Genomic DNA, 21,485 nt, shown 5'->3' with positions numbered 1-21,485 from the left:
CGCCATGGCCCGCACCCTGATCAACGTGCCGAAATCCGCCCAGGTCGGCGAGGTCGTCACGATCAAGACCCTGATCTCGCACCCGATGGAGACCGGCTTCCGGCCGGGGGCCGACGGGCGCATCCGCCCGCGGGACATCATCACGGAGTTCGCCTGCCTCTACGACGGCGAGACGGTGTTCCGGGCCGAGCTGTTTCCGGCCACCGCAGCCAACCCCTACCTGACCTTCAGCCTGCGGGCGACGCAGACGGGCACGCTCACCTTCACCTGGCGCGGCGACAACGGTTTCTCGCAGACCGAGACCGCGACCCTGACGGTGACGTGAGGCGGTTCGCGCTCCTGATGGTCGCGGTCCTGTCGGCGGGGCCGGGGCGGGCGGACGGGAGTCCCGCCGCCGCGCGGCGCTCGGGCTTCGACACCATGAGCCCCGACATCCAGGCGATGCAGCGCGACGGCATGGCCAACCCGGCCCTGCTCTGGCTCGCGGACGGCGCCGACCTCTGGGGCAAGCCGCCGGCCCCGGGCCGGCCCGCCTGCGCCGGCTGCCACGGCGAGGCCGGGACCACGATGCGCGGCGTCGCCGCCCGCTACCCGGCCTGGGACGCCGAGACCGCGGCCCCCCTCGACCTCGAGGGCCGGATCAATGCCTGCCGGCGGCGCCACCAGGGCGCGGAGCCCTATCCGTACGAGAGCCGTGAGCTCCTCGGGCTCGCCGCCTACGTCGCCGCCCAGTCCGCGGGCCTGCCGATCACGGCCCCGGACGATCCCCGCCTCGGTCCCGCCCGGGCGGCCGGCAAGGCGCTGTTCACGCAGCGCATGGGCCAGCTCGGCCTGTCCTGCGCCGCCTGCCACGACGACAACCCCGGACGCCGCCTCGGCGCGGCCCTGATCCCGCAGGGCCACCCCACCGGCTATCCGCTCTACCGCCTGGAATGGCAGGGGGTCGGGTCCGTGCAGCGGCGCCTGCGCAACTGCATGACGGGAATGCGGGCCGAGCCCTTCGACTACGGCGGGGAGGAGTTCGTCGCCCTGGAGCGCTACCTCATGGACCGGGCCGCGCCCCTGCCGATGGAGACCCCGGCGGTGCGCCCGTAGGGGTCAGCGGAGTCGGGCCAGCACGAGCCCGCCGGCCGCGGTGAGCAGGACGACGATCCAGGGGGGCGCCCGCCCTGCGGTGAGCAGCACGAAGGCCAGGACCGCGAGGGCGAAGTCGCGGGCGTCGCCCACGGCGCTGACCCAGACGGGATCGTAGAGGGCGGCTCCCAGGATGCCGACCACGGCGGCGTTGGTGCCGCGCATCGCCGCCTGGGCGCGGGGACGGGCGCGCAGGCCGTCCCAGTAGGGCAGGGCGCCGTAGACCAGGAGCAGGCCCGGCAGGAAGATCGCCACCAGGGCGATGACCGCCCCGGGCAGGCCGTGCGGCACCGGGCCGACCGCCGCGCCGAGATAGGCCGCCACGGTGAAGAGCGGCCCCGGCACCGCCTGGGCGGCGCCGTAGCCGGCGAGGAACCGGGCCGGATCGATCCAGCCGGGGCCGACCACCTCCGCCTGCAGCAGCGGCAGCACCACGTGGCCGCCGCCGAACACCAGGGCGCCCGCGCGGTAGAAGGCGTCGAACAGGGCGAGCCCCTGGCCCGCCGGACCCGCGGCGCCGCTCGGGGCGAGCAGGGCCGGCCCCACGAGGGTCGGCCCCACGAGCAGCCCCGCGAACAGGATCAGCGCCACCGCGCCCGCCCGGCGCGAGACCGGCACCGCGAGGCGGCCGACGGTGGCGGCGGGCGCACCCCGGCACAGGATCAGCCCGGCCGCGGCCCCGAGGGCGATCACCAGCACCTGTCCGACGGGGCCGGGCAGGAAGACGACCCCCATCAGCGCCGCGACGGCGATCCCGGCGCGGGGCCGGTCGGGGGTGAGCGTGCGGGCCATGCCCCAGACCGCCTGGGCCACCACCGCCACGGCCACGAGCTTGAGGCCGTGCAGCACGGCCTCCGCCCAGGGGCCCGTCAGGGCGCCGGCCCCGAGGGCGAAGGCGAGGAGCACCAGCGCGGAGGGCAGCGTGAAGGCCGCCCAGGCGGCGAGCCCGCCGAGGAGGCCGCCGGCCCGCAGCAGCCCGAGGGAGAAGCCGACCTGACTGGAGGCTGGCCCCGGCAGGAACTGGCACAGGGCGACGAGGTCGGCATAGCCCGCCTCGTCGATCCAGCGCCGGCGCTGCACCAGCTCGTCCCGGAAGTAGCCGAGATGCGCGATCGGACCGCCGAAGGACGTCAGGCCGAGCTTGAGGAACACGCCGAACACCTCGGCGGCCCGGCCGGGACCCGGACGCGTCTTGAGGAATGGAGGCTGTGCCTGCCCGTTCACGCGGTGATCCTCATCGTCGACACGTCTCCAGCACCCATCCCGCTCTCGATCGACCATGGACCGGTTCGGCGGGCGGATACCATCCGGCGCGGCCCAAGTCGCGGCGATTCCCGCCGGCCGGCCCGTCCCCGGGGCGCGGCGCACCGGCGGACCGCAGGCGCGCCTCGCGGGAAACGCCCAAACGAGGCGCAGAGCAATCAAGTCTGGCTATAGTACGCATCGTCCTAAGTAAAGTACGGATCGTCACCTAATCAATCGACTCAGAGGTCTGTACTTACAAATCCATAAACCAATCCTGGTCGAGATTGATGTGCCTAGACGGCATCGATGGCTCCAAACCTGGATTGCATCTCATGGACTATTCTGTTGGTCTAACTCAGGCTGCGCGTGACAATGTGCTCTCTCTGCAGAACACCGCGTCGCTGATGTCTACCAATCAGGAGCGCCTGACGACTCGAAAGAGCGTCAACAGCGCCCTGGATGATCCGGTCAAGTATTTCACCGCGCAGGCGCTCACGGATCGCGCCGGCTCCCTGACGAGCCTGCTCGCAGGCATGTCCAACGGCATCCAGACCATCAAGCAGGCGTCGAATGGCCTCGACACGATCAGCACCTACGTGAAGTCGATGCAGGCGGTGGTGCAGCAGGCCCAGAGCAGCGCCGCGCAGAACCTGCCCAAGATTTCCGGGACCGCCGTCCTCGGTGCTCCGAACTTGGCCACTGCCGCGGGCATGAGCGTCCGTGACTACTCCCTCGGCATGACCCTGATCGCTCCGGTCGCCCCGGCCAAAGCCGGTGCCAACGGAAACGTCGGGCTGGCGACGACCGTCAACACCCTGCAGATTTCGGCTGGCAACGCGAGCTACAGCTACACGATCACGGCGTCCGACACGGTCGCCGACCTCGTCAGCCAGATCAACAAGTCGGGCCTCGCCACCGCGTCGGTGGACAACCAGGGTTTGATGCAGGTGGTCGGCGAGGGATCCGATCCTCTCACCATCAATCTCGGTGCCGCCGCGACGCCGCCGGCGACCGGCTTCACCGCCAACACGACGGCGACGACGCGGATCTTCGGTGCGAAGTCGAATGCCGTCGTCGGCGGCCTCACCTCGGCGGCCCGTTCGGCTCTGGTCGAGCAGTTCAACACTTTGCGCACCCAGATCGACTCCGCAGCCAAGGATTCCGGCTTCAGTGGCATCAATCTGCTCAACGGCGACAAGACCTCGGTCGTCTTCAACGAGTTGACCGGGCCGGACCAGTCAAAGCTCGTCGTGCAAGGCACGGTGACCAACTCAGCAAACCTAGGGATCGGTCTGATGCAGGATATAGCTACGTCCGCCGGTGGGTCGAACTTCGGCATCCAGAACAACGCGGACCTCACGAAAGCGGCGGACGCGCTGACCGGTGCGCTCAACACCCTGAAGACCCAATCGAACGTGCTCTCCTCGAACATGTCGATCATCCAGACCCGCCAGGACTTCACCAAAAGCATGACCAACATTCTCGCGACCGGCGCCTCCAACCTGACGGCGGCGGACATGAACGAGGAGGTTGCCAACTCGCAGGCCCTGCAGCTTCAGCAGTCGCTCGGCGTCTCGGCGCTGTCCCTCGCCAATCAGGCGAACCAGAGCATCCTGCAGCTCCTGCGCTAAGCGGACCCGGCAACTCGGCGCGGTTCGATTGACCGCGCCGAGTTGCGCCCGGGGTTCGCGCACGCCGGTGCGACCGCGGCCCCTCTCCCAGCATGATCCGGCCGGCCATGGCTCTCGCTTCCGAACTGTCCAGATGGCTTGCCGCAGGGGCAGCGCTGACGGGTGCCATCGTGATGATGACGCAGTCCGCCCCCTCGTGGGACGGTGTGCGGATCGGGCTCGTGTGTCTCGTCTCATGGGCGATCTTCACGACGATCGGGTTTGCAGGCGGGTTTGCGGCACTCGTTACCGGCCGGAGGCGCAAGCGGACCGGACGTTCATCGACCGGGCGCCCGGCAAAACCGGACCCGGCCGGGCCCCTGACGGACGGCCCTGCCGCGAACGAGCGGACATCGCCGGAAGCCCCGTCCCCGCCTGCTCCAGCCTCGTCCGCCGCATCCCTTCCGGCCCATCGGAAGCGGATTCTACAACGGAGATTTCTCTGATCCATCCGGTCTGACAAGTTTCAGTCTCATCTATGTTCAAATAACTCTGTTTCGTCTCAGCGTAGAATACAGGTAACTGTAGATTTTTATCAGGTATCTGGGCCGCTGAGTGCGGGCTCGCTCGGGAATTATTCTGTCGAATGCGTGGTCGACCGCGATGAGAGACGAGCCTGATCCGTTCCGTTGCTGTTGGAATAGTTCCAAGGTCATGCGCCAGTGACCTCCTGGATTATCCTCCGGCGGGCTGCGATCGGGGCTTCCGGTCGGCACCATCGTTCTTGGACCGTCCCGCGTTGCGCGTGCTCCACTCTCCCGGCGTTCGAGCTTGGCAGGCTTCCGTCCGAGGGTCGGAGCGACCCGTCAGACCACCCGTCCGGTCCGGACTAGGAAGTAGTCTTTCTGTTTCCGGGATGAGGTTCGAAGTCGAATTCTATAGGCCAAATTATAATGTAAATTAAAAATATATCTGAATCTTATGGAAGATAGATACGGCGCCTGATCTTTCTTATCCCAGTCGGGAGGAGCGATTGCATGGTGTGCCCATTCGACCGAGATCGCAGGCGCTGACCGCGGCCTCCGCGTCGCCCGTCGACGCGGGTTCCGCACCCTGGGCGCCCTTTTCCGAGGATGGGCTTCTCCGAGGGAATCCGCCGCAGGCACGCCCCTGGTCGGGCGGTACGCGTCGACGAGTCCGACCGGGACGCACGCATCTCCGCGAACCGACTCAGGGCCGTTTCAGTCAGCCAAAACCGCGCGCGTGCACGCAAGACGGGTGCAGCGCAGCGCGCGCGGCGTTCTGAGACTGACGATGGCATGTGCACGGACGGACGTTCCGTCCTTCAATCCAGACAATCCATCCCGGAGCGTGCGGATCCGCTGTGGCGCTATTCACTGCGCGAAGAGCGAGCAATAGATTGTCCGGGAGGCGTACTCCGGGATATCCGGACTGTTTTGGGTCAATCGAGAGGGCCATAGAACTGGATCGGATAGATGATAGAGTATCTTTTCCAGAGCATCGCCGACAACAATACGCGTCGAAGAGCCTGGATTGATGCCTTGGCGGATCTATTCGAGGTGCGTTGCGAGCAGGACGTCTTTGTTCCGTGCAGTGTATACCAAAGATATTATAATCTGAAGAAAATGATGTTTACCGAGACCGACGGCTTCAAGCAGGTCGCGGAGAGAAAATCGTCTCAAATCGCGAACCAGAACATCGATCACATCTGCATCTCCCTCCAGCTCTCAGGTCGGAAAAAGATTGCAACCGAAAGGTGCGTTTCGGAAATCGAGAAGGAGATGCTGGTCGTCTTCGATCTTTCTCAGGAGCTCTCGATCGACCGCGCGGGCGGGGGCGCCGAATTGGGGGCGATCGTGCCGCGCCGTGTCCTGGATGGTTGGCGCGGCGATCCGTCGAGCTGGCATGGACGGGTCATCCCTCCGACGACCACACCCCTCACCCTTCTGCTCGCCGACCATCTGAAAGGCTTGCGGACCTGCCTTCGGACGGCGGCCCCGCTGCAGAAGAACAGGCTCGCCGAGGCCTCCATCGCCCTCTGCAACGCGGCGTTCATCGCGGAGGCGGACAGCGCCTACAATCACACCGGCGTCCTCGGGATCGCCGTGCGCCAGGAGATCGACCGAAACCTCGCCGCGATCGACGCCGAGACGCTGATGGCCAAGTTCGGCCTGTCGCGGACGCCCCTCTACAAGCTGTTCGAGGCCGATGGGGGGGTCTACGCCTATATCCGCAGCCGGCGCCTCGCGCACGCCATGCAGCAGCTCGCCTGCGCCGCCGGCGGGCGGCGCCCGAGGATCGCGCAACTGGCGTTCGAGAGCGGTTTCGAGAACGAGCAGGTGTTCAGCCGGGCGTTCCGGCGCAAGTACGGCCTGAACCCGAGCGAGGTCGACGCCACCTGCCAGGTCTGCCCGCACGACGACCGCGCGTCACGCCTGCTGTCCTGGCTGCGTGAACTCTAGCCGATCGCGGGTCCTGCTCACGGCGCCGCGCCGTTCGCGCCCCGTCGGCTCAGCAGGTCCTTGCGGAACTTGGCATCGGGGCACTGCAGGAAGTGCCCGGCGCAGCGCATGTGCTCGTGCATCTCGCGCCCGACACGTCGGCGCCCCGGGACCGAGCGGCGCTTCGATCCCAGGGCCCGCCTCGTCCCGGATGCGCGGGAATCGGTGTCCGGAGCAGCCCCGGTCGGGCACGGGCGGACCGCTTCCGGACTGGCCTGTGTTCAATTCGCAGGAGTCCGAAGACGCACGAAAGCAAAAATTCGAAAAACGGATTCATACATTGTGAATTGCTGGCCCGTATGCCTGTAGCGCGTAAGATTTAAAAATCGAGCCGCATGCAACTTCTGCGTTATAGAGCTTGTATCACAGAAACTTGTTCCGATGCTGTTCGATCAGAAAACCTTTCGAAAGATGGTCTTGAATCGTACAGGACATCCCTGCCAGCCTGAAACGACCGGAAAAGCCGACGTTTTTCTCAATGTGCGTGCGGTTGCGCTGCTCGAACGATTCCGCTCGGACAGTCGTGGCGCGACCGCCGTCGAATTCGGGCTCGTTGCAATTCCGTTCTTCACGATGCTTGCGGCGATCATCCAGATCTCGTTTCAGGTCTGGGCTGCGCAGAACCTCGACTATGCTGTGCAGAAGGCAAGCCGATCCATTCTGACGGGATCCTTTCAAGTGGCCAATAGCGGGCAGCGGGACCCGGCCGTTCTGTTGGGACGTCTGCGGGACAATCTCTGCAACTCCGGCGCGCTGATGCCGGCCTTCGACTGCCAGTCGATCAAGCTCGACGTCACGCTGAGCGGGTCCTACGGCAGCGGCAGCGTTTCCAGCCCGTTCGACTCGAGCACGGGCGGCTGGTCCCGCACGGCCGGGACGCAGTTCAGCTGTCCGCAGCCGGGCGCCATCGTCATCGTTTCGGCGGCCGCGAAGTTTCCGGTGTTCTTCTCGTTCCTGAAGCTGAGCCCGAATACCTTCGCCGATGGATCCCAGCTGATGCTGTCGACGGCCGTCTTCCGGACGGAGCCCTACCAGACGACATCGACCACGGGCTGCAACACCTGACATGGGTTCGCCAGGCTCCTTCCCGCCATCTGCCCGGAACGTCCACGCCGTCCGGATCCGTGCCCGTTCGTTCGGGCGGGCGGCCGAAGGCGTGTCGGCGGTGGAATTCGCCCTCATCTTCCCGATCATGCTCCTGCTGCTGGTCGGCATCATCGAGCTGTCGAATGGTGTCGACAACTGGCGCAAGGTGACCCTCCTGTCGCGGGCCGTCGCGGATCTCACGTCGCAGGGCGACAAGCAGAACCCGATGACGGATGCGGCGATGGCCGACATCCTGAAGTCGGCCAAGCTCATTCTTCGTCCCTTCGACACCACGAACGTCAAGATCGTCGTGAGCGCGCTGGGGGTCGACCTGAAGGGCTTCTCCCTGAGGCCCGTCGTCTGTTCGAGCGCCGCCACGGACAACGCCAAGGCGCGCGCCACCGGGGCCGCCGCGGACCTGAGCGTTCCGCAGGGATTCCAGGTCACCGGCACCCGCTACATCCTCGCGGAGGTGACGATGCCCTACGCGCCGATGCTGGGCAGCGCCCTGGTGAACCAGCTCGGCGGGACCAACGGGCAGATCACCCTGACCGTCAACACGCCCTGGCCGACCCGCGGCGGCCAGCCCTACGGGGTGAACCCCTACAGCGAGGTGGTCCTGCCCAAGGGATCGCCCTGCCCCGCCCCCGTGACCTGAGTGCGACGAGGTGAGGAGATGATCGTGCGTCGTCCTGGTTTGGTCCAACGCTTCCACGGCGATCGCCGCGGGAACGTCGCGGTGATCTTCGCGCTCGCGAGCCTGCCGCTGCTCGCCTTCGCGGGGGCCGCCCTCGATTACGGAACCGCCACGCGGATGCAGGCCAAGCTCCAGGCGGCCACCGATGCGACGGCCCTGAGCCTGTGCCAGAGCCCGAGCACGACGACCACGGCCCAGATGCAGGCCCAAGCCCAGGCCATGATGGCCGGCTACATGGGAGCCGCCGGATTGACGGTCGATCCCATCAGCGTGACGACGAGCCCGCGCAAGATCGTCCTGGCCACCCATATCAGCTCGCCGGCCCTGTTCGGCCAGGTCTCCAAGACGCTGGATCTGAATCCCACCGCCGTCGCGCAATGCGCGACGCCGCTTCCGAAGACGTTCGAGATCGCCCTCGTGCTGGACACGACCGGCTCGATGAGTTCGAGCGGCGGCAGCACGACGAAGATGCAGGCCGCCCAGCAGGCGGCGAACAACTTCATCGACTACGTGCACAACAACCCCGCCTTCACCGCGGATACGCGGATCTCGATCGTTCCCTTCGCGGCGTCCGTCGCGGTCAATCCGGTCACGTACCGGAACGCGGCCTGGATCGATAAGCTCGGCAAATCCTCCTACCACTGGAACAACGTCAGCGGCGCCACGGCGGCCGGGTTCACCAGTCGGTTCGGGATCTTCGATTCCCTCAAGACCGTCTCGCCGAGCTGGGGCTGGGGCGGGTGCCTGGAGACCTTGCCCTATCCGCTGAACGTCCAGGACGGGCAACCGGGGGCGAGCGCCGATTCCCTCTACGTCCCGATGTTCGCACCCGACGAGCCCGGTCAGGGGACGACGTCCTATACGACCTATGCGGGGAACTACACGTTCAACAGCTACCTGAACGACGCGACGGGCTCCAATTCCTGCAAGGCGGACACCAGCCTGAGCTTCGCCGCCACCGAGGCGCGGGCCTGCAAGTACGTCAATCCCCAGGGCGCGGCGCCCACGGAGAGCTCCTACCTCGCCCTGCCGAACGGACCCAATTTCGGCTGCACCAGTCAGCCCCTGCAGCGGCTGACCAACGACGTCACGATCCTCAAGTCGCTGGTCTCGAGCCTGAAGCCGCAGGGCGCGACGAACATCCTCGAAGGCCTGATGTGGGGATGGCGCACGGTGTCGCCCAACAGCGTCTTCGGCGATGGCGGCTCCTACGCCTCGGCGAACGTCAACAAGATCATCATCCTGATGACGGACGGGGCGAACAGCTGGAGCGACAACCCCTACCAGAACTACAACGGGACGTTCTTCTTCTCGATGGGGTATTTCAAGAACGCCGACGGCTCGACGCCGAACGGGCGCCTGCCGCCCAACTACCAGAATCTCACGACCACCACCCAGGCGCGCAACGCCCTGGACGCCCTGACCCAGACGGCCTGCACCAACGCCAAGGCGGCCGGCATCCAGCTCTACACGATCGGCTTCAGCACCGCGGGCGATCCGATCGACAGCCAAGGCCTGAGCCTGCTGAACGGCTGCGCGAGTTCGCAGAGCCAGGCGTTCATCGCCAACACCTCGGACGCCCTCATCGCGGCCTTCGACCAGATCGGAAAGAGCATCGGAACGCTGCGCCTGACCCAGTGAGGGTACCCGTCCCTGGGCCGGCTCCCAGACGCTGAGGGCCGTCGTCCCGGGCCCGACCCTCACACACCCGCGCCGTTCGCGCCCCGTCGGCTCAGCAGGTCCTTGCGGAACTTGGCATCGAGGCGCTGCATGAAGTGCTCGGCGCAGCACATGTGCTCGTGCATCTCGCGCCGGACGGCCTCGGCGTCCTCGGCCCGGTAGGCGGCCACGAGGGCGCGGTGGCTTTCGAGGTTGTGGGCGCCGAAGGCCTCGTGCTCGGTGAGGCTGTCGCTGCGGAATTCCACGAGGTCGCGCAGCAGGCTGTTGAGGAACCGGCACATGAAGGCGAGGAGCGGGTTGTCGCTGGCGTCGCACAGGATGTCGTGGAAATCGACCTCGACCACCCGGCCGAGGCCGCGCTGGTCGCCCGCGTTGGCGGCCTCGCAGGCGGCCATGTTCGCCTCCAGGCGGCGGAACTCCGCCTCGCCGAGGCGGCCGACCACGCTGACGCCGAGCGTCACCTCCAGGCTGCGGCGCAGGGCGTAGACCTGGGCGAAGTCGAGCTCCTGGAAATGCAGGAACCGGCGCAGCTGCTGGGCGGCGGCGTCCACCGAGATCGGGCGGATCTCCGGGCCGCCGTTGGGGCCGGACTGCATCGTCACCAGACCCTGGACCTCCAGGGCCTTCAGGGCCTCGCGGATCGTGCCCTTGGCGCAGCCGTAATGCTGCATCAGGGCGCGCTCGTTCGGCAGGCGGTCGCCGGGGGCCAGGCGTTCGCGGGCGATCCGGTTGCAGAGATCCTCGGCGATCTGGTCCGACAGCTTGATCCGCCGCATCGGCGCGGGCGGGCCGTCCGCCTCGGGCGTGGTCATCGGGGAGCCGGACTCGGTGGAGCCCAGGCCGCGTCGGCGTCGAGGGGGAAGATCGGGCGGGCGAGCTTGGCGAACGGGAACAGGCCGTAATCGGAGCTGGTGACGCCCCGGCTCGCGCACTCCACCACCGCCCGGGCGAGGGGCTCGAAGACCGGCCGGCAATACATCCGCGACTTCAGGATCAGCACCCGGGCCGCCGCCGGGTCGAGGCCGAGGCTGGTGAACACGCCGAGGTCCCAGGGCTCGTGCGGCTCTTCCGTGACGAGGACGCGGGCTGCGCCCGTGTCGAGCACCGCCGCCCGGCCCATGCGGCAGCGTTGCCCCGTATAGGTCGGGCCGGTGATGACGTAGTCCCCGTCGCCCAGCGCCGTCACCGTGCCGGCGAGGGGAAGGGGGGCCTGGCGCGGGAAGCCCGGCAGGGGCACGCGGTTGCCGAGGCCGCAGGCGACCCGGGCGCCCACGCCCGCCGCGTGCAGGGCGGCCACGGCCTCCGGATCGCAGATCGGGCCGGCGAGGATGCCGTCCATCCCGGCGTCGAGGGCGGCGGCGAGCACGTCCATCACGTCGCAGGTGCCGCCCGACATGCAGTTGTCGCCGTGGTCGAGGAGGAGCACCGGGCCGTCGCCGGGCTGCGCCAGCGCGGCTTGTCCCGCCGCGATGGACTCGGCCAGCGGCGCCTCCGCGTAGACGAAGGCGTCCCGGGCGTCCCAGAGCCCGGCCGCGAGGTCGCGGGCCGCCGCGTCGGCGGCGCCCTGCGTCTCGGCCGTGACCGTGACCGAGACGCCGGCCTCGGCGAGGTCGGCCAGGGAGAAGCCGCCGAAGATCGTGGCGGCGAGCACGCCGGGGCGGGCCTCCGCCGCCCGGGCGGCCGCCACCGCCGCCTGCATCGGGCCGGGTACGCGGGTGTCCATGCGCAAGGTGTGGGCGAGCATCGGCGGGTGGACCCAGGCGCGGTGGGGCCTGAGGCCTTCGTCGAGCATGCGCCCGACGATCCCGGCGACGCGGGCGCCGGTCTCGGCCATGTCCACGTGCGGGTAGGTCTTGAAGCCGGCGAGCGCGTCGCACTGCGCCACCATCGCGTCCGTGATGTTGCCGTGGAGGTCGAGGGCGACGCCGAGCGGCACGCCGGGCGCCAGGGCGCGGATGCGGGCGAGCAGCGCACCCTCGCCGTCGTCGTGGCTCTCCGTCACCATCGCCCCATGCAGGTCGAGGAGGATGGCGTCGCAGCCCGGGCGGATCGCGTCGAGGATCGCCGCGCAGAGCGCCTCGAAGGCCGCGTCCGCCACCGGGCCGCTCGGGTTGGCATGGGCCGAGACCGGCACCGCGACGGTGGCGCCGCGCGCCTCCGCGAAGCGGATGAAGGCGCCCAGCGCCGTGGTGCTGTCGCGGCCCGCCGCCAGGGCCGCGTCGCCCCAGAGCGGGTGGAAGGCGGCCAGCGGGGTGGCCAGGGGCGAGAAGGTGTTGGTCTCGTGGTTCACCCGGGCGGTGACGATGCGCATGGCGGCAACTCGTGTCGTTGGGGTCAGGCCGCGGCGCTGTGGCGGGCGTCGTAGTCGAGCACCGCGTCGAGCAGGACCTGCGCGCCGGCGGCGCATTCGGACGGGGCGGTGGATTCGGCCGGGTTGTGGCTGAGGCCCCCGGCGCTCGGCACGAACACCATGGTGGTGGGCACCAGGCCGGCGACGTGGGCGGCGTCGTGGCCGGCCCCCGAGACCATGTCGCGGGTGGCGTGGCCGCCCTTCGCGGCCGCCCGCCGGACGGAGGCGATGCACTCGGGGTCGAAGGCGACGGGCGCGGTCCGGGCGATGGCCTGCAGGCGGGTCTCCAGCCCGAGCTCGGTGGCGACGCGCGCCACGGCCGCCTCGAGTTCCGCCTCCAGGGCGTCGAGCACCGCGTCCTGCGGATGGCGCAGATCGACGGTGAGGAAGACGTGGCCCGGGATGACGTTGTTGGAGTTCGGCGTCACCGTGAGGTGGCCGACGGTGCCCACCGCGTCGGGGGCGTGCGCCTGAGCGGCGGCGTCCACCGCCTCCACCAGCCGGGCGGCGCCGACCAGCGCGTTGCGGCGCAGCGGCATCGGGGTCGAGCCCGTATGGGCGGACCGGCCCTCCAGGGTGACCTCGAACCAGCGCATGCCCTGCACGCCCTGCACCACGCCGATGGTGGCGCCTTCCGCCTCCAGGATCGGGCCCTGCTCGATGTGTAGTTCGAACATCGCCCCGAACGGCACCGCGCCCGCAGGCGCCGTGCCGCGGTAGCCGATGGCGTCGAGGGCTTCGCCGAAGCGCGTGCCGGCGCTGTCCTGGCGCGCCTCGGCCCAGTCGCCGGCATAGATGCCCGCATAGACGCCGGAGCCGAGCATGGCGGGGGCGAAGCGCGCGCCCTCCTCGTTGGTCCAGTTCACCAGCAGCAGCGGCGCCTCGGTGACGTAGCTGGCCCCGTCCAGGGTGCGCAGCACCTCGAGCCCGGCGAGCACGCCCAGCACCCCGTCGAACTTGCCCCCCGTGGGCTGCGTGTCGAGGTGGCTGCCGAGCGCGATGGGCTGCAGGTCCGGGTTCCGGCCGGGGCGCAGGGCGAACATGTTGCCCACCGCATCCACCGTGAGGGTGCAGCCCAGGGCCTCGACCTGGGTCCGCAGCCAGTCGCGCACCCGGCGGTCCTCGTCGCTCAGGGTCAGGCGGGCGATGCCGCCGTCGGGGGTGGCGCCGATGGCGGCGGTCTCGGTCAGGGTGTCCCAGAGGCGTTCGGCGTTGATGGTGAGGTTCGACATCGGTGTTTCGGAGTCCCTGCTGCTCACGCCGCCTTCACGCCGAGGAAGCGGTCGCGCGCCGCCTCGTCGGCGACGAAGTCGGCATTGCCGGCCGCGTAGGCGACGCGGCCGAGTTCGAGGATGTAGTGGCGGTCGGCCAGGCTCGTGCAGACCGCCAGGTTCTGCTCCACCAGCAGGATCGGGACCCCGGCCTCGCGGATGGCGCGGATCTGGGCCACGATCTCTTCGACGATGACGGGGGCGAGGCCCTCCACCGGCTCGTCGAGCATGAGGAGCTTCGGCCCGGAGAGGAGGGCGCGGGCGATGGAGAGCATCTGCTGCTCGCCGCCCGAGAGCTGCGCGCCCCCGTTGCGGCGGCGCTCTTCGAGACGCGGGAACATCGCGTAGATGTCCCGCAGGCCCCAGGGCGAGCCCTTGCGCACGGCGATGGCGAGATTCTCCGCGACGCTGAGCAGGCTGAAGATGCCCCGGTCCTCCGGCACGAGGGTGAGGCCGGCCCGGGCGATGCGGTGGGCGGGCCAGCCCGCTACGTCGGTTCCGTGGAACTGCACCCGGCCGCCGCGCGGGGGCAGGAGGCCGCTGATCGCCTTGAGCGTCGAGGTCTTGCCGGCACCGTTGCGTCCGAGCAGACAGACGATCTCGCCGTCGCGCACCTCCAGGCTGACGCCCTGGAGGATGTGGCTCTTGCCGTAGAAGCCCTGGACCGCGTCCAGGCTGAGGGCGACCGGGCCGCTCACGAGGCGTGCGCCCGGGCGGGCGTGAGGTCGCCCGTGATCATGTTGCCGAGATAGGCCCGCCGCACCTCCGGGTCGTCGCGGACCCGGGCCGGCGGCCCCTCCACCAGCACGCGGCCGGCGCGCATCACCGTCACGGTGTCGGAGATGTTCATGACGATGCCCATGTTGTGCTCGATGAACAGGACGGTGTGGTCGCGGCCGAGGTCGCGGATCAGCGCCGTCATGGCGGCGATGTCGTCGATGCCCATGCCGGAGGTCGGCTCGTCGAGGAGGATGACCTTCGGCGCCGCCGCCATCGCCATCCCGACCTCCAGGCGCCGCTGCTGGCCGTGCGAGAGCGCGCCCGCGGCGCGCAGGGCCACCGCGGTCAGGTCGAGGCGGTCCAGCATCGCCTCGGCCATGGCCAGCGCCGGCCGGTTCGCCTCGGCCCGGCGCCAGGGGGCCAGCGCCTGCCAGGGCGTCTTTCCCTGCGCGGCCAGCCGCAGGTTCTCACGGACGCTCAAGGTCGGGAACAGGCTGGTGACCTGGAAGGAGCGGGCGAGGCCGAGGCGCACCCGCTCGTGGTCGGCGGTGCGGGTGATGTCCCGGCTGCCCAGGGTGATGCGCCCGGCCGAGGGCGCGATCCGACCGGTCAGCGCGTGGAACAGGGTCGTCTTGCCGGCGCCGTTCGGGCCGATGATCGAGTGGACGCTGTTCTCGGCGATGCGCAGGGTCACGTCCTGCAGGGCGACGAAGCTGCCGTAGCGGACGCCCAGGGCGTCGGTGGCGAGGATCGGCGCGCTCATCGGGCGACCTCCGGTGCGCGGCCGGTCTCCGCGCCGGGAAGAGCCTCCGGCGCGGGCGCGACCTCGGGGGCGGTCACCACGGGCCGGTCCGGCGCCGGATCGTCGACCGGCGGCGCCCGCGTCACGAGGGCGACGGCGTGCTCGATCAGGCCCCAGAGGCCGCGCTGCAGGAACAGCGTGATGACGATGAGGAGGAGCCCGAGGAGGAGGAGCCAGCGCGGCCAGATTGCCGAGAGGGCGTCGGCGGCGAGCAGGTAGGCGCCGGCCCCGAGGAGCGAGGCGAACAGGTTGGCGCTGCCGCCGATGATCGTCATGATCAGCAGGGTCTCGCTGGTATGGTAGTCGATGTTCGAGAGGGGCGCGACGCCGATCAGCATGGCGTGGAGCGCGCCCGCGAAGGCCGTCACCGCCCCGGAGATCGCGAAGGCCGCGACCTTGAAGGCGCGCACCGGATAGCCGATCGCCCCGGCCCGGCCCTCGTTGTCGCGGATGGCGAGCAGGGTGCGCCCGAAGGTCGAGAGCGCGACCCGCTGCAGGGCGGCGAAGAGCCCGAGGAAGAGCACGGCCACGAAGGCGTAGTAGGTCCAGGGATCGGCCAAAACCGTGCCGGCGAGGCGCGGGCGGGGAATGTCGAGCAGGCCGTTGTCGCCGCCCGTGAGGCCGCTGAAGGTGTAGGCCAGGAAGTAGAACATCTGCGAGAAGGCCAGCGTCAGCATGACGAAGTAGACGCCCTGGCGCCGGATCGAGACCCAGCCCACGGCGGCCGCCACCAGCGCCCCCAGGGCCAGGGACAGCAGCAGCATGACGGGGGCGGGCAGGCCGGCGCGGACGAGGCCGAGCCCGGCGACGTAGCTGCCCAGGCCGAAGAAGATGCCCTGGCCGAAGGAGAGGAGGCCGGTATAGCCCAGCAGCAGGTTGCAGGCGGCGACTGCCAGCCCGTAGATCAGGATCTCGCTGGCCAGCGTGCCGGAGCGCATGACGAGCGGCAGGATCAGCACGGCGGCGAGCGCGAGGCCGAACCGTACGAGAGGCCGGTCGAGAAGAGGGACCATCGCGGAAAAATCCTCAGGCCCGGCCGAACAGGCCGCGCGGCATCGCCATGATGATGCCGGCCATGCCGAGATAGATGACGAGGCGCGCTCCCTCGGGCCACAGGGTGGCCATCAGGCTCTGGGCGATGCCGACGAGGAGGCCGGCGGCGAGCGCCCCGGCGTAGCTGCCCATGCCGCCGATCACCACCACCACGAAGGCGATGCCGAGCGCCTCGACGCCCATGAAGGGCTCGACGCCGCGGATGGGGGCGGCCAGCGCCCCGGCCAGCCCCGCGAGCCCCGCGCCGAGGGCGAAGACGGCGGTGTTGATGCGCAAGGTATCGTAGCCGAGGAGCGCCATGTTCGCGGGCGATTCCGACCCCGCCCGCACGATGGCGCCGAGCCGCGTCCGGTCGAGGAGCCACCACAGGACCGCGGCCAGGAGCGCCGTGAAGCCGATCACGAAGAGCCGGTACTCCGGATAGACGAAGTCGCCGAGGATCATCACGCCGCTCAGTTCCTCCGGCGGGGCGACGTTCCCGCCGAGGGGTCCCCAGACGATGATGACGAGTTCCTGCACCACCAGGGCGAGGCCGACGGTGACGAGGATGTGGAAGGTGTGGGGCAGCTTGTAGACCCGGCGCAGGAGCAGCCGCTCGGTCAGGGCCGCCAGCCCCGCGACGACGAGGGCGGCCAGCGGCATCGCCACCCAGAAGCTCAGGCCCCGCTCGACGCCCTCGTAGGCGAGGTAGGCCCCCAGCAGGTAAAACGCCCCGTGGGCGAAATTCACGAACTGCAGCAGTCCGAAGATGATGCTCAGGCCCACCGCCAGGAGGAAGTAGAGCATCCCGAGCCCGAGGCCGTTCAGCATCTGGAACAGGTAGGTCACGGAGTCTCCCGTTCAGCCAAGGTGTCGTCCGCGTCGCGGGTCGGGTGAGGGGTGCGCGCTGTCCGGAGAGGTCGCCCCCTCGCCCGGTCGCTCCGCGACCACCCTCCCCCGCGGAGGGGGGAGGGTCGGAGCCAGCCCTCACGCCATCTTCCTCACGCCATCTTGCAGCCGGCGGCCTCGGGCGAGAGGAACGACTTGCCGGACTGGATGACGTCGGCGAAGTCGTCCTTGTCCTTCATGGCGGACTTCGCCTTGCCCTTGAGCAGGTAGTAATCCTTGATGACCTGGTGGTCGGCGGCGCGGATCTCCTCCTCGCCGGTCAGGCCGGCATAGCGCATCCCTTCGAGGGCCTTGATCACGGCGGGGCCGTCGGCGCTGGCGGCCTTGGCGGCGGCGTCGAGGAGCAGCTTGGTGATCTGGTACGAGCCGGCGAAGGAGTAGTTCGGCGTCATCCTGGCGGTCTCGCGGACCTTGGCCACCAGGGCCTTGTTCAGGGGCGAGTCGATGCCGTGCCAGTACTGCGCGCCGAAATAGACGCCTTCGCAGAGATCGGCCCCCAGGGCCTCGAACTGCTCCAGGCCCGAGGCCCAGGCGAGCACGATGGTCATGCGCTTCTTGAGGCCGAAGCTCACCGCCTGGCGCAGGGCATCCGAGGATTGCGAGCCGAAGTTGAGGAGCAGCAGCACGTCGGGCTTGGCCGCGATCGCGTTGGTCAGGTAGCCGCTGAACTCCTTCTCGGCCAGCGAGTGATAGCTGTTGCCGACATGCTCGATGCCCTTCTCCTGGAAGACCGCCTTGGCTGCGCTCAGCAGGCCCTCGCCGAACACGTATTGCGGAGTGATGGTGTACCAGCGCTTGGCGTTGGGCATCTGCGCGATGAGGGGCCGCACCGTCTGCGCGATGGCGCCGAAGGTCGGCACCGTCCAGCGGAAGGTGCTGCGGTTGCAGTCCGAGCCCGTGATCTCGTCGGCCCCCGCCGTGGTGATGAAGACGCCGTCGGACTTCGCCGCCTCCTTGCCCATCACCAGGGCCTCGGAGGAGAGGATGCCGCCAGCGAAGAGCCGGGTGCCCTGCGCCATCGCCTCCTGCACCTTGCGGGCGGCCGGCGCCGGCTTGCCCTCGGTGTCGATGTCCGCGACCGTGACGCTGCGGCCCAGCACCGTACCGGCTTCCTTCGCGGCGAAGGCGGCTCCGAGCGAGGCATACTTGCCGTTGGCCGCGAAGGCGCCGGAGATCGGCAGCGGGGCGCCGATGACGAGAGGCCCCTCCGCCGCGTGGGCGCCGCGCAGGACACCGGACAGCGGGAGGCCGGAAGCCCCCAGGGCGGCCGCCGTCAGCGAGGTCTTCAGAAACGCACGACGATCACGCATGGCACCGCTCCCCGCTCTCGCGCCGGTCGAACTATCCAAACTATACGCATAGAATATGCGCGTGTTCGATCCGTCAAGCGGTCGTGGATGTTGCGCTGCACTTGTGCAATTGCGGGTCGTAAGCCGGGATTTCAGGCAGGCGATGCTCGTTATCGCTGCAGGATCGACCGGGTCTTGGCGCGCTTGACCGGGCCGAGGGCGAAGGTCGATTCGATCGAGGCGACGTCGTCGTGGCGGCTCATGTTGTCGTTGGGGAAGCGCGCCGCCTCCCGGTGGCGACGCCGGCGGGCTTCGCACGCCCGCCTCAGGGCGGCGCGCGCCAGCCGATCAAGGCGTCGCCGATCGGTCTGGGGCTGGACGGACGCGCCGATCCGACCCCGAGGGGGAGGCCGGTTCAGACCCCGATCGCGCCGTTGTGCAGGGCGCGCAGCTCGACGTAGCTCATGGTCTCGCTGCTCCAGCTCGGCCCGTCGCAATCGTGGAGCCGCTTGGGGAGCGGCTTGTGCTTGTCGCCCTGGTAGAACCCCAACACGACGGTCTGGCCGTCGGTATCGTCGCGCTCGATCCGGTAGGCCGGCCGAACCTCCGATCCGAGGCGGCTGATCCGAACCCGCAGAGTCGGATTGCGCGCCTGGTCGGGGACCATGTTGCGGTAGACGCCTCTCAGGTACTCGAGGCGGTCGGCGTTCCGGCCCGCGAGATCCGCGATGGAGACGTTCTCGGCGAGCATGGCGGGGGAGGTCATGGGGTTCGGCTTTCGGTTGGGAGCGGGGGCGCTTCGCAGCGCCGGTCAGGCGACGGCCGGGGCTTCCTCGGTCGTCACAACGAATCGGGTCAGGGTGTTGGGCCCGAAGGTCAGGGTGAGCGGCACGTCGGCCGCATCCCGGCCGTAGGCGATCAGGATGCGGCCGATCCGCGACGCATTGTTGCGCGGATCGAAGGTGTGCCAGCTTCCATCGAGGAAGACCTCCATCCAGGCCGCGAAGTCGCCCGGTGCGTGCGGGAGCGGCAGGCCGATGTCGCTGACGTAGCCGTTGCAGTAGCGCGTCGGGATGTTGAGGCAGCGGCAGAAGGCGATGGCGAGGTGCGCGTAGTCGCGACAGACGCCGCGCTGCTCCTCGAACACCTCGAAGGCGGTCCGGGTGGCGCGGGCATGCTCGTAGCCAAAGGTGATGCGGTCGTGCACGTAGTCGCAGATCGCCTGGACACGGCTCCAGCCGGGCGGCAGATGGCCGAACAGGTCCCAGGCGATCTGCGAGAGGCGGTCGGTCTCGCAGTAGCGGCTGCCCAGGAGGAACAGGAGGCTGTCGGTCGGGAGCTGCGCGATGGGCGTCTCCGCCGCCGTCGGGTGCGGATGGTCCCCGCGGCCCCCGTCGCGCACGATCGTCTCGGTCTTCAGCGTGAACGCGCCGGCCGGAGCCGTCATCCGCTGGCACCAGTTGCCGAAACTGTCGCGATAGCCCTCCAGCGGCACCGCGGGCTGCGTGACGAGGTGGTCCGGGCGCTCCAGGTCCGAAACCCGCGAGGCATGGACGTTGAGGGTGGCGATGACCGGGGTGGGCTGGGGGAAGGTGTAGGTCATCTCGCAGCCGACGAGGATGCGCATGGGGTCTCTCCGGGATTGTCGTCGCGCGCGGGAGGGGGCCGCCGGGCCGCGAGGGGGCGGTTCCGCTGGCCGAGGGGCTTCCCTCAGTGCAGGGTCGGCGGCGGCTCCAGGAACACGCGCATGCCATCGCCCGCCTCGACGGCCTCGGTGAACGCGTCGAGGGCATCCGCGTCGCAGGCGAAGGTGGTGTCCCAGAGGGTCGACCATCCCGTCGGATCGATGACCTCCAGCGTCCAGGGATCCTGGGAGCCGGCGAAGCGGTAGACGTTCACCGTCACCGTGATGCCGTCCTGGGTCGCCTGTCCGGTCAGGTCCGAGAACTCCATCGTCGGTTTCTCGTAGGGCATGCGGTGTCTTTCTCGATGGACGAGGTCACCGCAGGAGCCCGGACGGGTCCCTATCTCATGAGCCGAATAACAGGTCTTTAGCAGAGTTCGGGTCGCAACGGTTCGAAAATCGCAATCTACCGCAACGATGCGTCGTCTCATCGGCCCTGCACACTTTAGTCCAGTCCTCGTCGATCTCGGACCGAGAGAAAGTTCGCTGATCCGACAGGGCTGCATCGGGAGGCCGATGCGTCTGTGAACGTTCGGCCGCGAAGTCCTGTCACGGAGCGACGCGTTCCCAAGACACGGGCCAAGACAGAGGCCAAGGCACAGAGCCCGTCCCGCGCGCCGGTGCGGCCGGGTCGATGACGGAAGGCTACCCGGCCTGGGCCAATTATCCAGTCTTGGCCAACAGAAAGAGCCCGGTGCCGATGGCGAGCAGGGTTCGGGACACCCGGGAGAAGGCGAGGGCGCCCGCGCCGTCCTCCAGGGATCGCAGATGGGCGACCTGGGCGAACAGCGCGGCCCAATAGGCGGCCCAGAGGCCCAGGACGGAGATCAGCCCCATCGGCCCGGCGGCTAGGCTTCCACCCGGCGCTCGTGCCGCCACAGTGCGATGGCGTGCCGGCGCGCTTCGTAGGCCCGCCGCATGGGCGTATCGACGGCGCCTTGCCCCTCCGGACGGTAGCCGAAGCGGAGGACGCCGTCCGAGCCGTAGAGACGCGTCATCTCGGAACGCCACACCTGATCCGTGCGGGTGAGAACCGCCTCGGTCTCGGCCAATCGGTTCATGGGCATCGGGGCTCGCTGATGTGAAGTGATCTTCATCTCAACGCGCGCGGACGCCGGAGGCTCCGGGACGCGTTCGGCACTTTCTGGCGCCGCCAGGGCCCCTCGCAGCCGTCGAACGCCCCTCCGGCCGCAGGGCGCCTCGCTCCGACATCCGGCCTGGGCCCACCCTGAACGGAACCGGGTGTAGCCATTGTCAGGTATCCGGACTGGCCCCCTGGAGGTAATCCCCTTGGCGGAATTACTTTATCCGATCAACTGAGTATGATTCGAGACATGCGGGATTCGTTCCAGATCTGAAAGTTGTCGATGCCATCACGATTGCCGATGGATGGCGTCATCGAATCATTGATCTGCGTTGGCCAAAGAGAAAAAGCCTGAGGGATTTGTCCTTTC

Annotated in this window: 21 protein-coding genes; 7 read left to right on the top strand and 14 right to left on the bottom strand. The window is 69.0% G+C overall.

Going from position 1 to position 21,485, the window contains the following annotated elements; all coding sequences use genetic code 11:
• The first annotated feature begins 4 nt into the window (after positions 1–4).
• Together soxZ and soxA are read left to right on the top strand one after the other, a co-directional pair.
• A complete protein-coding gene (gene soxZ, locus ASF20_RS16735; RefSeq protein ID WP_056275959.1) occupies positions 5–325 on the top strand; it encodes a thiosulfate oxidation carrier complex protein SoxZ in 321 nt (106 codons plus the stop codon).
• Between the two features lie 17 nt (positions 326–342).
• Positions 343–1,095 (top strand): sulfur oxidation c-type cytochrome SoxA, encoded by a 753-nt coding sequence (gene soxA / locus ASF20_RS16730; RefSeq protein ID WP_056276618.1) that lies wholly within the window; start codon positions 343–345, stop codon positions 1,093–1,095.
• A gap of 3 nt (positions 1,096–1,098) precedes the next feature.
• On the opposite strand, the gene chrA is transcribed toward soxA, so the two are convergent.
• The gene (chrA, locus tag ASF20_RS16725) at positions 1,099–2,358 is read right to left on the bottom strand and encodes a chromate efflux transporter (RefSeq protein ID WP_056275956.1); all 1,260 of its coding nucleotides are present in this window, start codon (positions 2,356–2,358) and stop codon (positions 1,099–1,101) included.
• 353 nt (positions 2,359–2,711) lie between these two features.
• Here chrA and ASF20_RS16720 point away from each other — a divergent pair, with 353 nt between their 5' ends.
• From ASF20_RS16720 to ASF20_RS16700, 5 genes are all read left to right on the top strand, one after another.
• Entirely contained in the window at positions 2,712–4,010 is a 1,299-nt protein-coding gene (locus ASF20_RS16720) for a flagellin (RefSeq protein WP_162242634.1), read from the top strand.
• 1,781 nt (positions 4,011–5,791) lie between these two features.
• Positions 5,792–6,472 (top strand): helix-turn-helix transcriptional regulator, encoded by a 681-nt coding sequence (locus ASF20_RS16715; RefSeq protein WP_056382019.1) that lies wholly within the window; start codon positions 5,792–5,794, stop codon positions 6,470–6,472.
• Positions 6,473–6,892: 420 nt separating this feature from the next.
• Positions 6,893–7,576 carry a TadE/TadG family type IV pilus assembly protein gene (locus ASF20_RS16710; RefSeq protein WP_244472694.1) on the top strand — a complete coding sequence of 228 codons (684 nt, stop codon included), beginning with the start codon at positions 6,893–6,895 and terminating at the stop codon, positions 7,574–7,576.
• Between the two features lie 100 nt (positions 7,577–7,676).
• Positions 7,677–8,255: a TadE/TadG family type IV pilus assembly protein gene (locus tag ASF20_RS16705; RefSeq protein ID WP_244472695.1), complete on the top strand. Its 579-nt coding sequence runs from the start codon at positions 7,677–7,679 to the stop codon at positions 8,253–8,255.
• Positions 8,256–8,336: 81 nt separating this feature from the next.
• Positions 8,337–9,935 carry a Tad domain-containing protein gene (locus ASF20_RS16700; protein WP_244472696.1) on the top strand — a complete coding sequence of 533 codons (1,599 nt, stop codon included), beginning with the start codon at positions 8,337–8,339 and terminating at the stop codon, positions 9,933–9,935.
• A 59-nt stretch (positions 9,936–9,994) separates the two neighbouring features.
• Here ASF20_RS16700 and ASF20_RS16695 read toward each other — a convergent pair whose 3' ends face one another.
• The 13 genes from ASF20_RS16695 to ASF20_RS16640 form a co-directional block, all read right to left on the bottom strand.
• Positions 9,995–10,786, bottom strand: a complete 792-nt coding sequence (locus ASF20_RS16695) for an FCD domain-containing protein (protein WP_056275950.1) — start codon at positions 10,784–10,786, stop codon at positions 9,995–9,997.
• The gene (locus ASF20_RS16690) at positions 10,783–12,285 is read right to left on the bottom strand and encodes a M81 family metallopeptidase (RefSeq protein ID WP_056275948.1); all 1,503 of its coding nucleotides are present in this window, start codon (positions 12,283–12,285) and stop codon (positions 10,783–10,785) included. Before ASF20_RS16690 ends, ASF20_RS16695 begins: the two co-directional genes overlap by 4 nt.
• A gap of 23 nt (positions 12,286–12,308) precedes the next feature.
• The gene (locus ASF20_RS16685; RefSeq protein ID WP_056275945.1) at positions 12,309–13,556 is read right to left on the bottom strand and encodes a Zn-dependent hydrolase; all 1,248 of its coding nucleotides are present in this window, start codon (positions 13,554–13,556) and stop codon (positions 12,309–12,311) included.
• Between the two features lie 23 nt (positions 13,557–13,579).
• A complete protein-coding gene (locus tag ASF20_RS16680) occupies positions 13,580–14,293 on the bottom strand; it encodes an ABC transporter ATP-binding protein (protein ID WP_056216130.1) in 714 nt (237 codons plus the stop codon).
• Positions 14,290–15,078 carry an ABC transporter ATP-binding protein gene (locus tag ASF20_RS16675; RefSeq protein WP_056275941.1) on the bottom strand — a complete coding sequence of 263 codons (789 nt, stop codon included), beginning with the start codon at positions 15,076–15,078 and terminating at the stop codon, positions 14,290–14,292. The genes ASF20_RS16680 and ASF20_RS16675 overlap by 4 nt, the downstream gene beginning before the upstream one ends.
• Entirely contained in the window at positions 15,075–16,130 is a 1,056-nt protein-coding gene (locus ASF20_RS16670) for a branched-chain amino acid ABC transporter permease (protein ID WP_082501402.1), read from the bottom strand. The genes ASF20_RS16675 and ASF20_RS16670 overlap by 4 nt, the downstream gene beginning before the upstream one ends.
• Before the next feature lie 13 nt (positions 16,131–16,143).
• Positions 16,144–16,998 (bottom strand): branched-chain amino acid ABC transporter permease, encoded by an 855-nt coding sequence (locus tag ASF20_RS16665; protein ID WP_200927240.1) that lies wholly within the window; start codon positions 16,996–16,998, stop codon positions 16,144–16,146.
• 152 nt (positions 16,999–17,150) lie between these two features.
• On the bottom strand, positions 17,151–18,368 hold the full coding sequence (locus ASF20_RS16660; RefSeq protein ID WP_056275938.1) for an ABC transporter substrate-binding protein: 1,218 nt from the start codon (positions 18,366–18,368) through the stop codon (positions 17,151–17,153).
• 394 nt (positions 18,369–18,762) lie between these two features.
• On the bottom strand, positions 18,763–19,113 hold the full coding sequence (locus ASF20_RS16655; protein ID WP_056216124.1) for a hypothetical protein: 351 nt from the start codon (positions 19,111–19,113) through the stop codon (positions 18,763–18,765).
• Between the two features lie 45 nt (positions 19,114–19,158).
• Positions 19,159–19,974 carry a transglutaminase family protein gene (locus ASF20_RS16650; protein WP_056216122.1) on the bottom strand — a complete coding sequence of 272 codons (816 nt, stop codon included), beginning with the start codon at positions 19,972–19,974 and terminating at the stop codon, positions 19,159–19,161.
• A gap of 83 nt (positions 19,975–20,057) precedes the next feature.
• On the bottom strand, positions 20,058–20,321 hold the full coding sequence (locus ASF20_RS16645; protein WP_056216120.1) for a hypothetical protein: 264 nt from the start codon (positions 20,319–20,321) through the stop codon (positions 20,058–20,060).
• A 373-nt stretch (positions 20,322–20,694) separates the two neighbouring features.
• On the bottom strand, positions 20,695–20,868 hold the full coding sequence (locus ASF20_RS24660) for a hypothetical protein (RefSeq protein ID WP_200917584.1): 174 nt from the start codon (positions 20,866–20,868) through the stop codon (positions 20,695–20,697).
• A gap of 11 nt (positions 20,869–20,879) precedes the next feature.
• The gene (locus ASF20_RS16640) at positions 20,880–21,092 is read right to left on the bottom strand and encodes a hypothetical protein (protein WP_244472697.1); all 213 of its coding nucleotides are present in this window, start codon (positions 21,090–21,092) and stop codon (positions 20,880–20,882) included.
• Positions 21,093–21,485: the final 393 nt, after the last annotated feature.

The sequence above is a fragment of the Methylobacterium sp. Leaf88 genome (assembly GCF_001422795.1).
GTDB lineage: Bacteria > Pseudomonadota > Alphaproteobacteria > Rhizobiales > Beijerinckiaceae > Methylobacterium.
The sequence above is the reverse complement of the archived record's forward strand: the minus strand, read 5'-3'. Positions and strand labels throughout refer to the sequence as shown.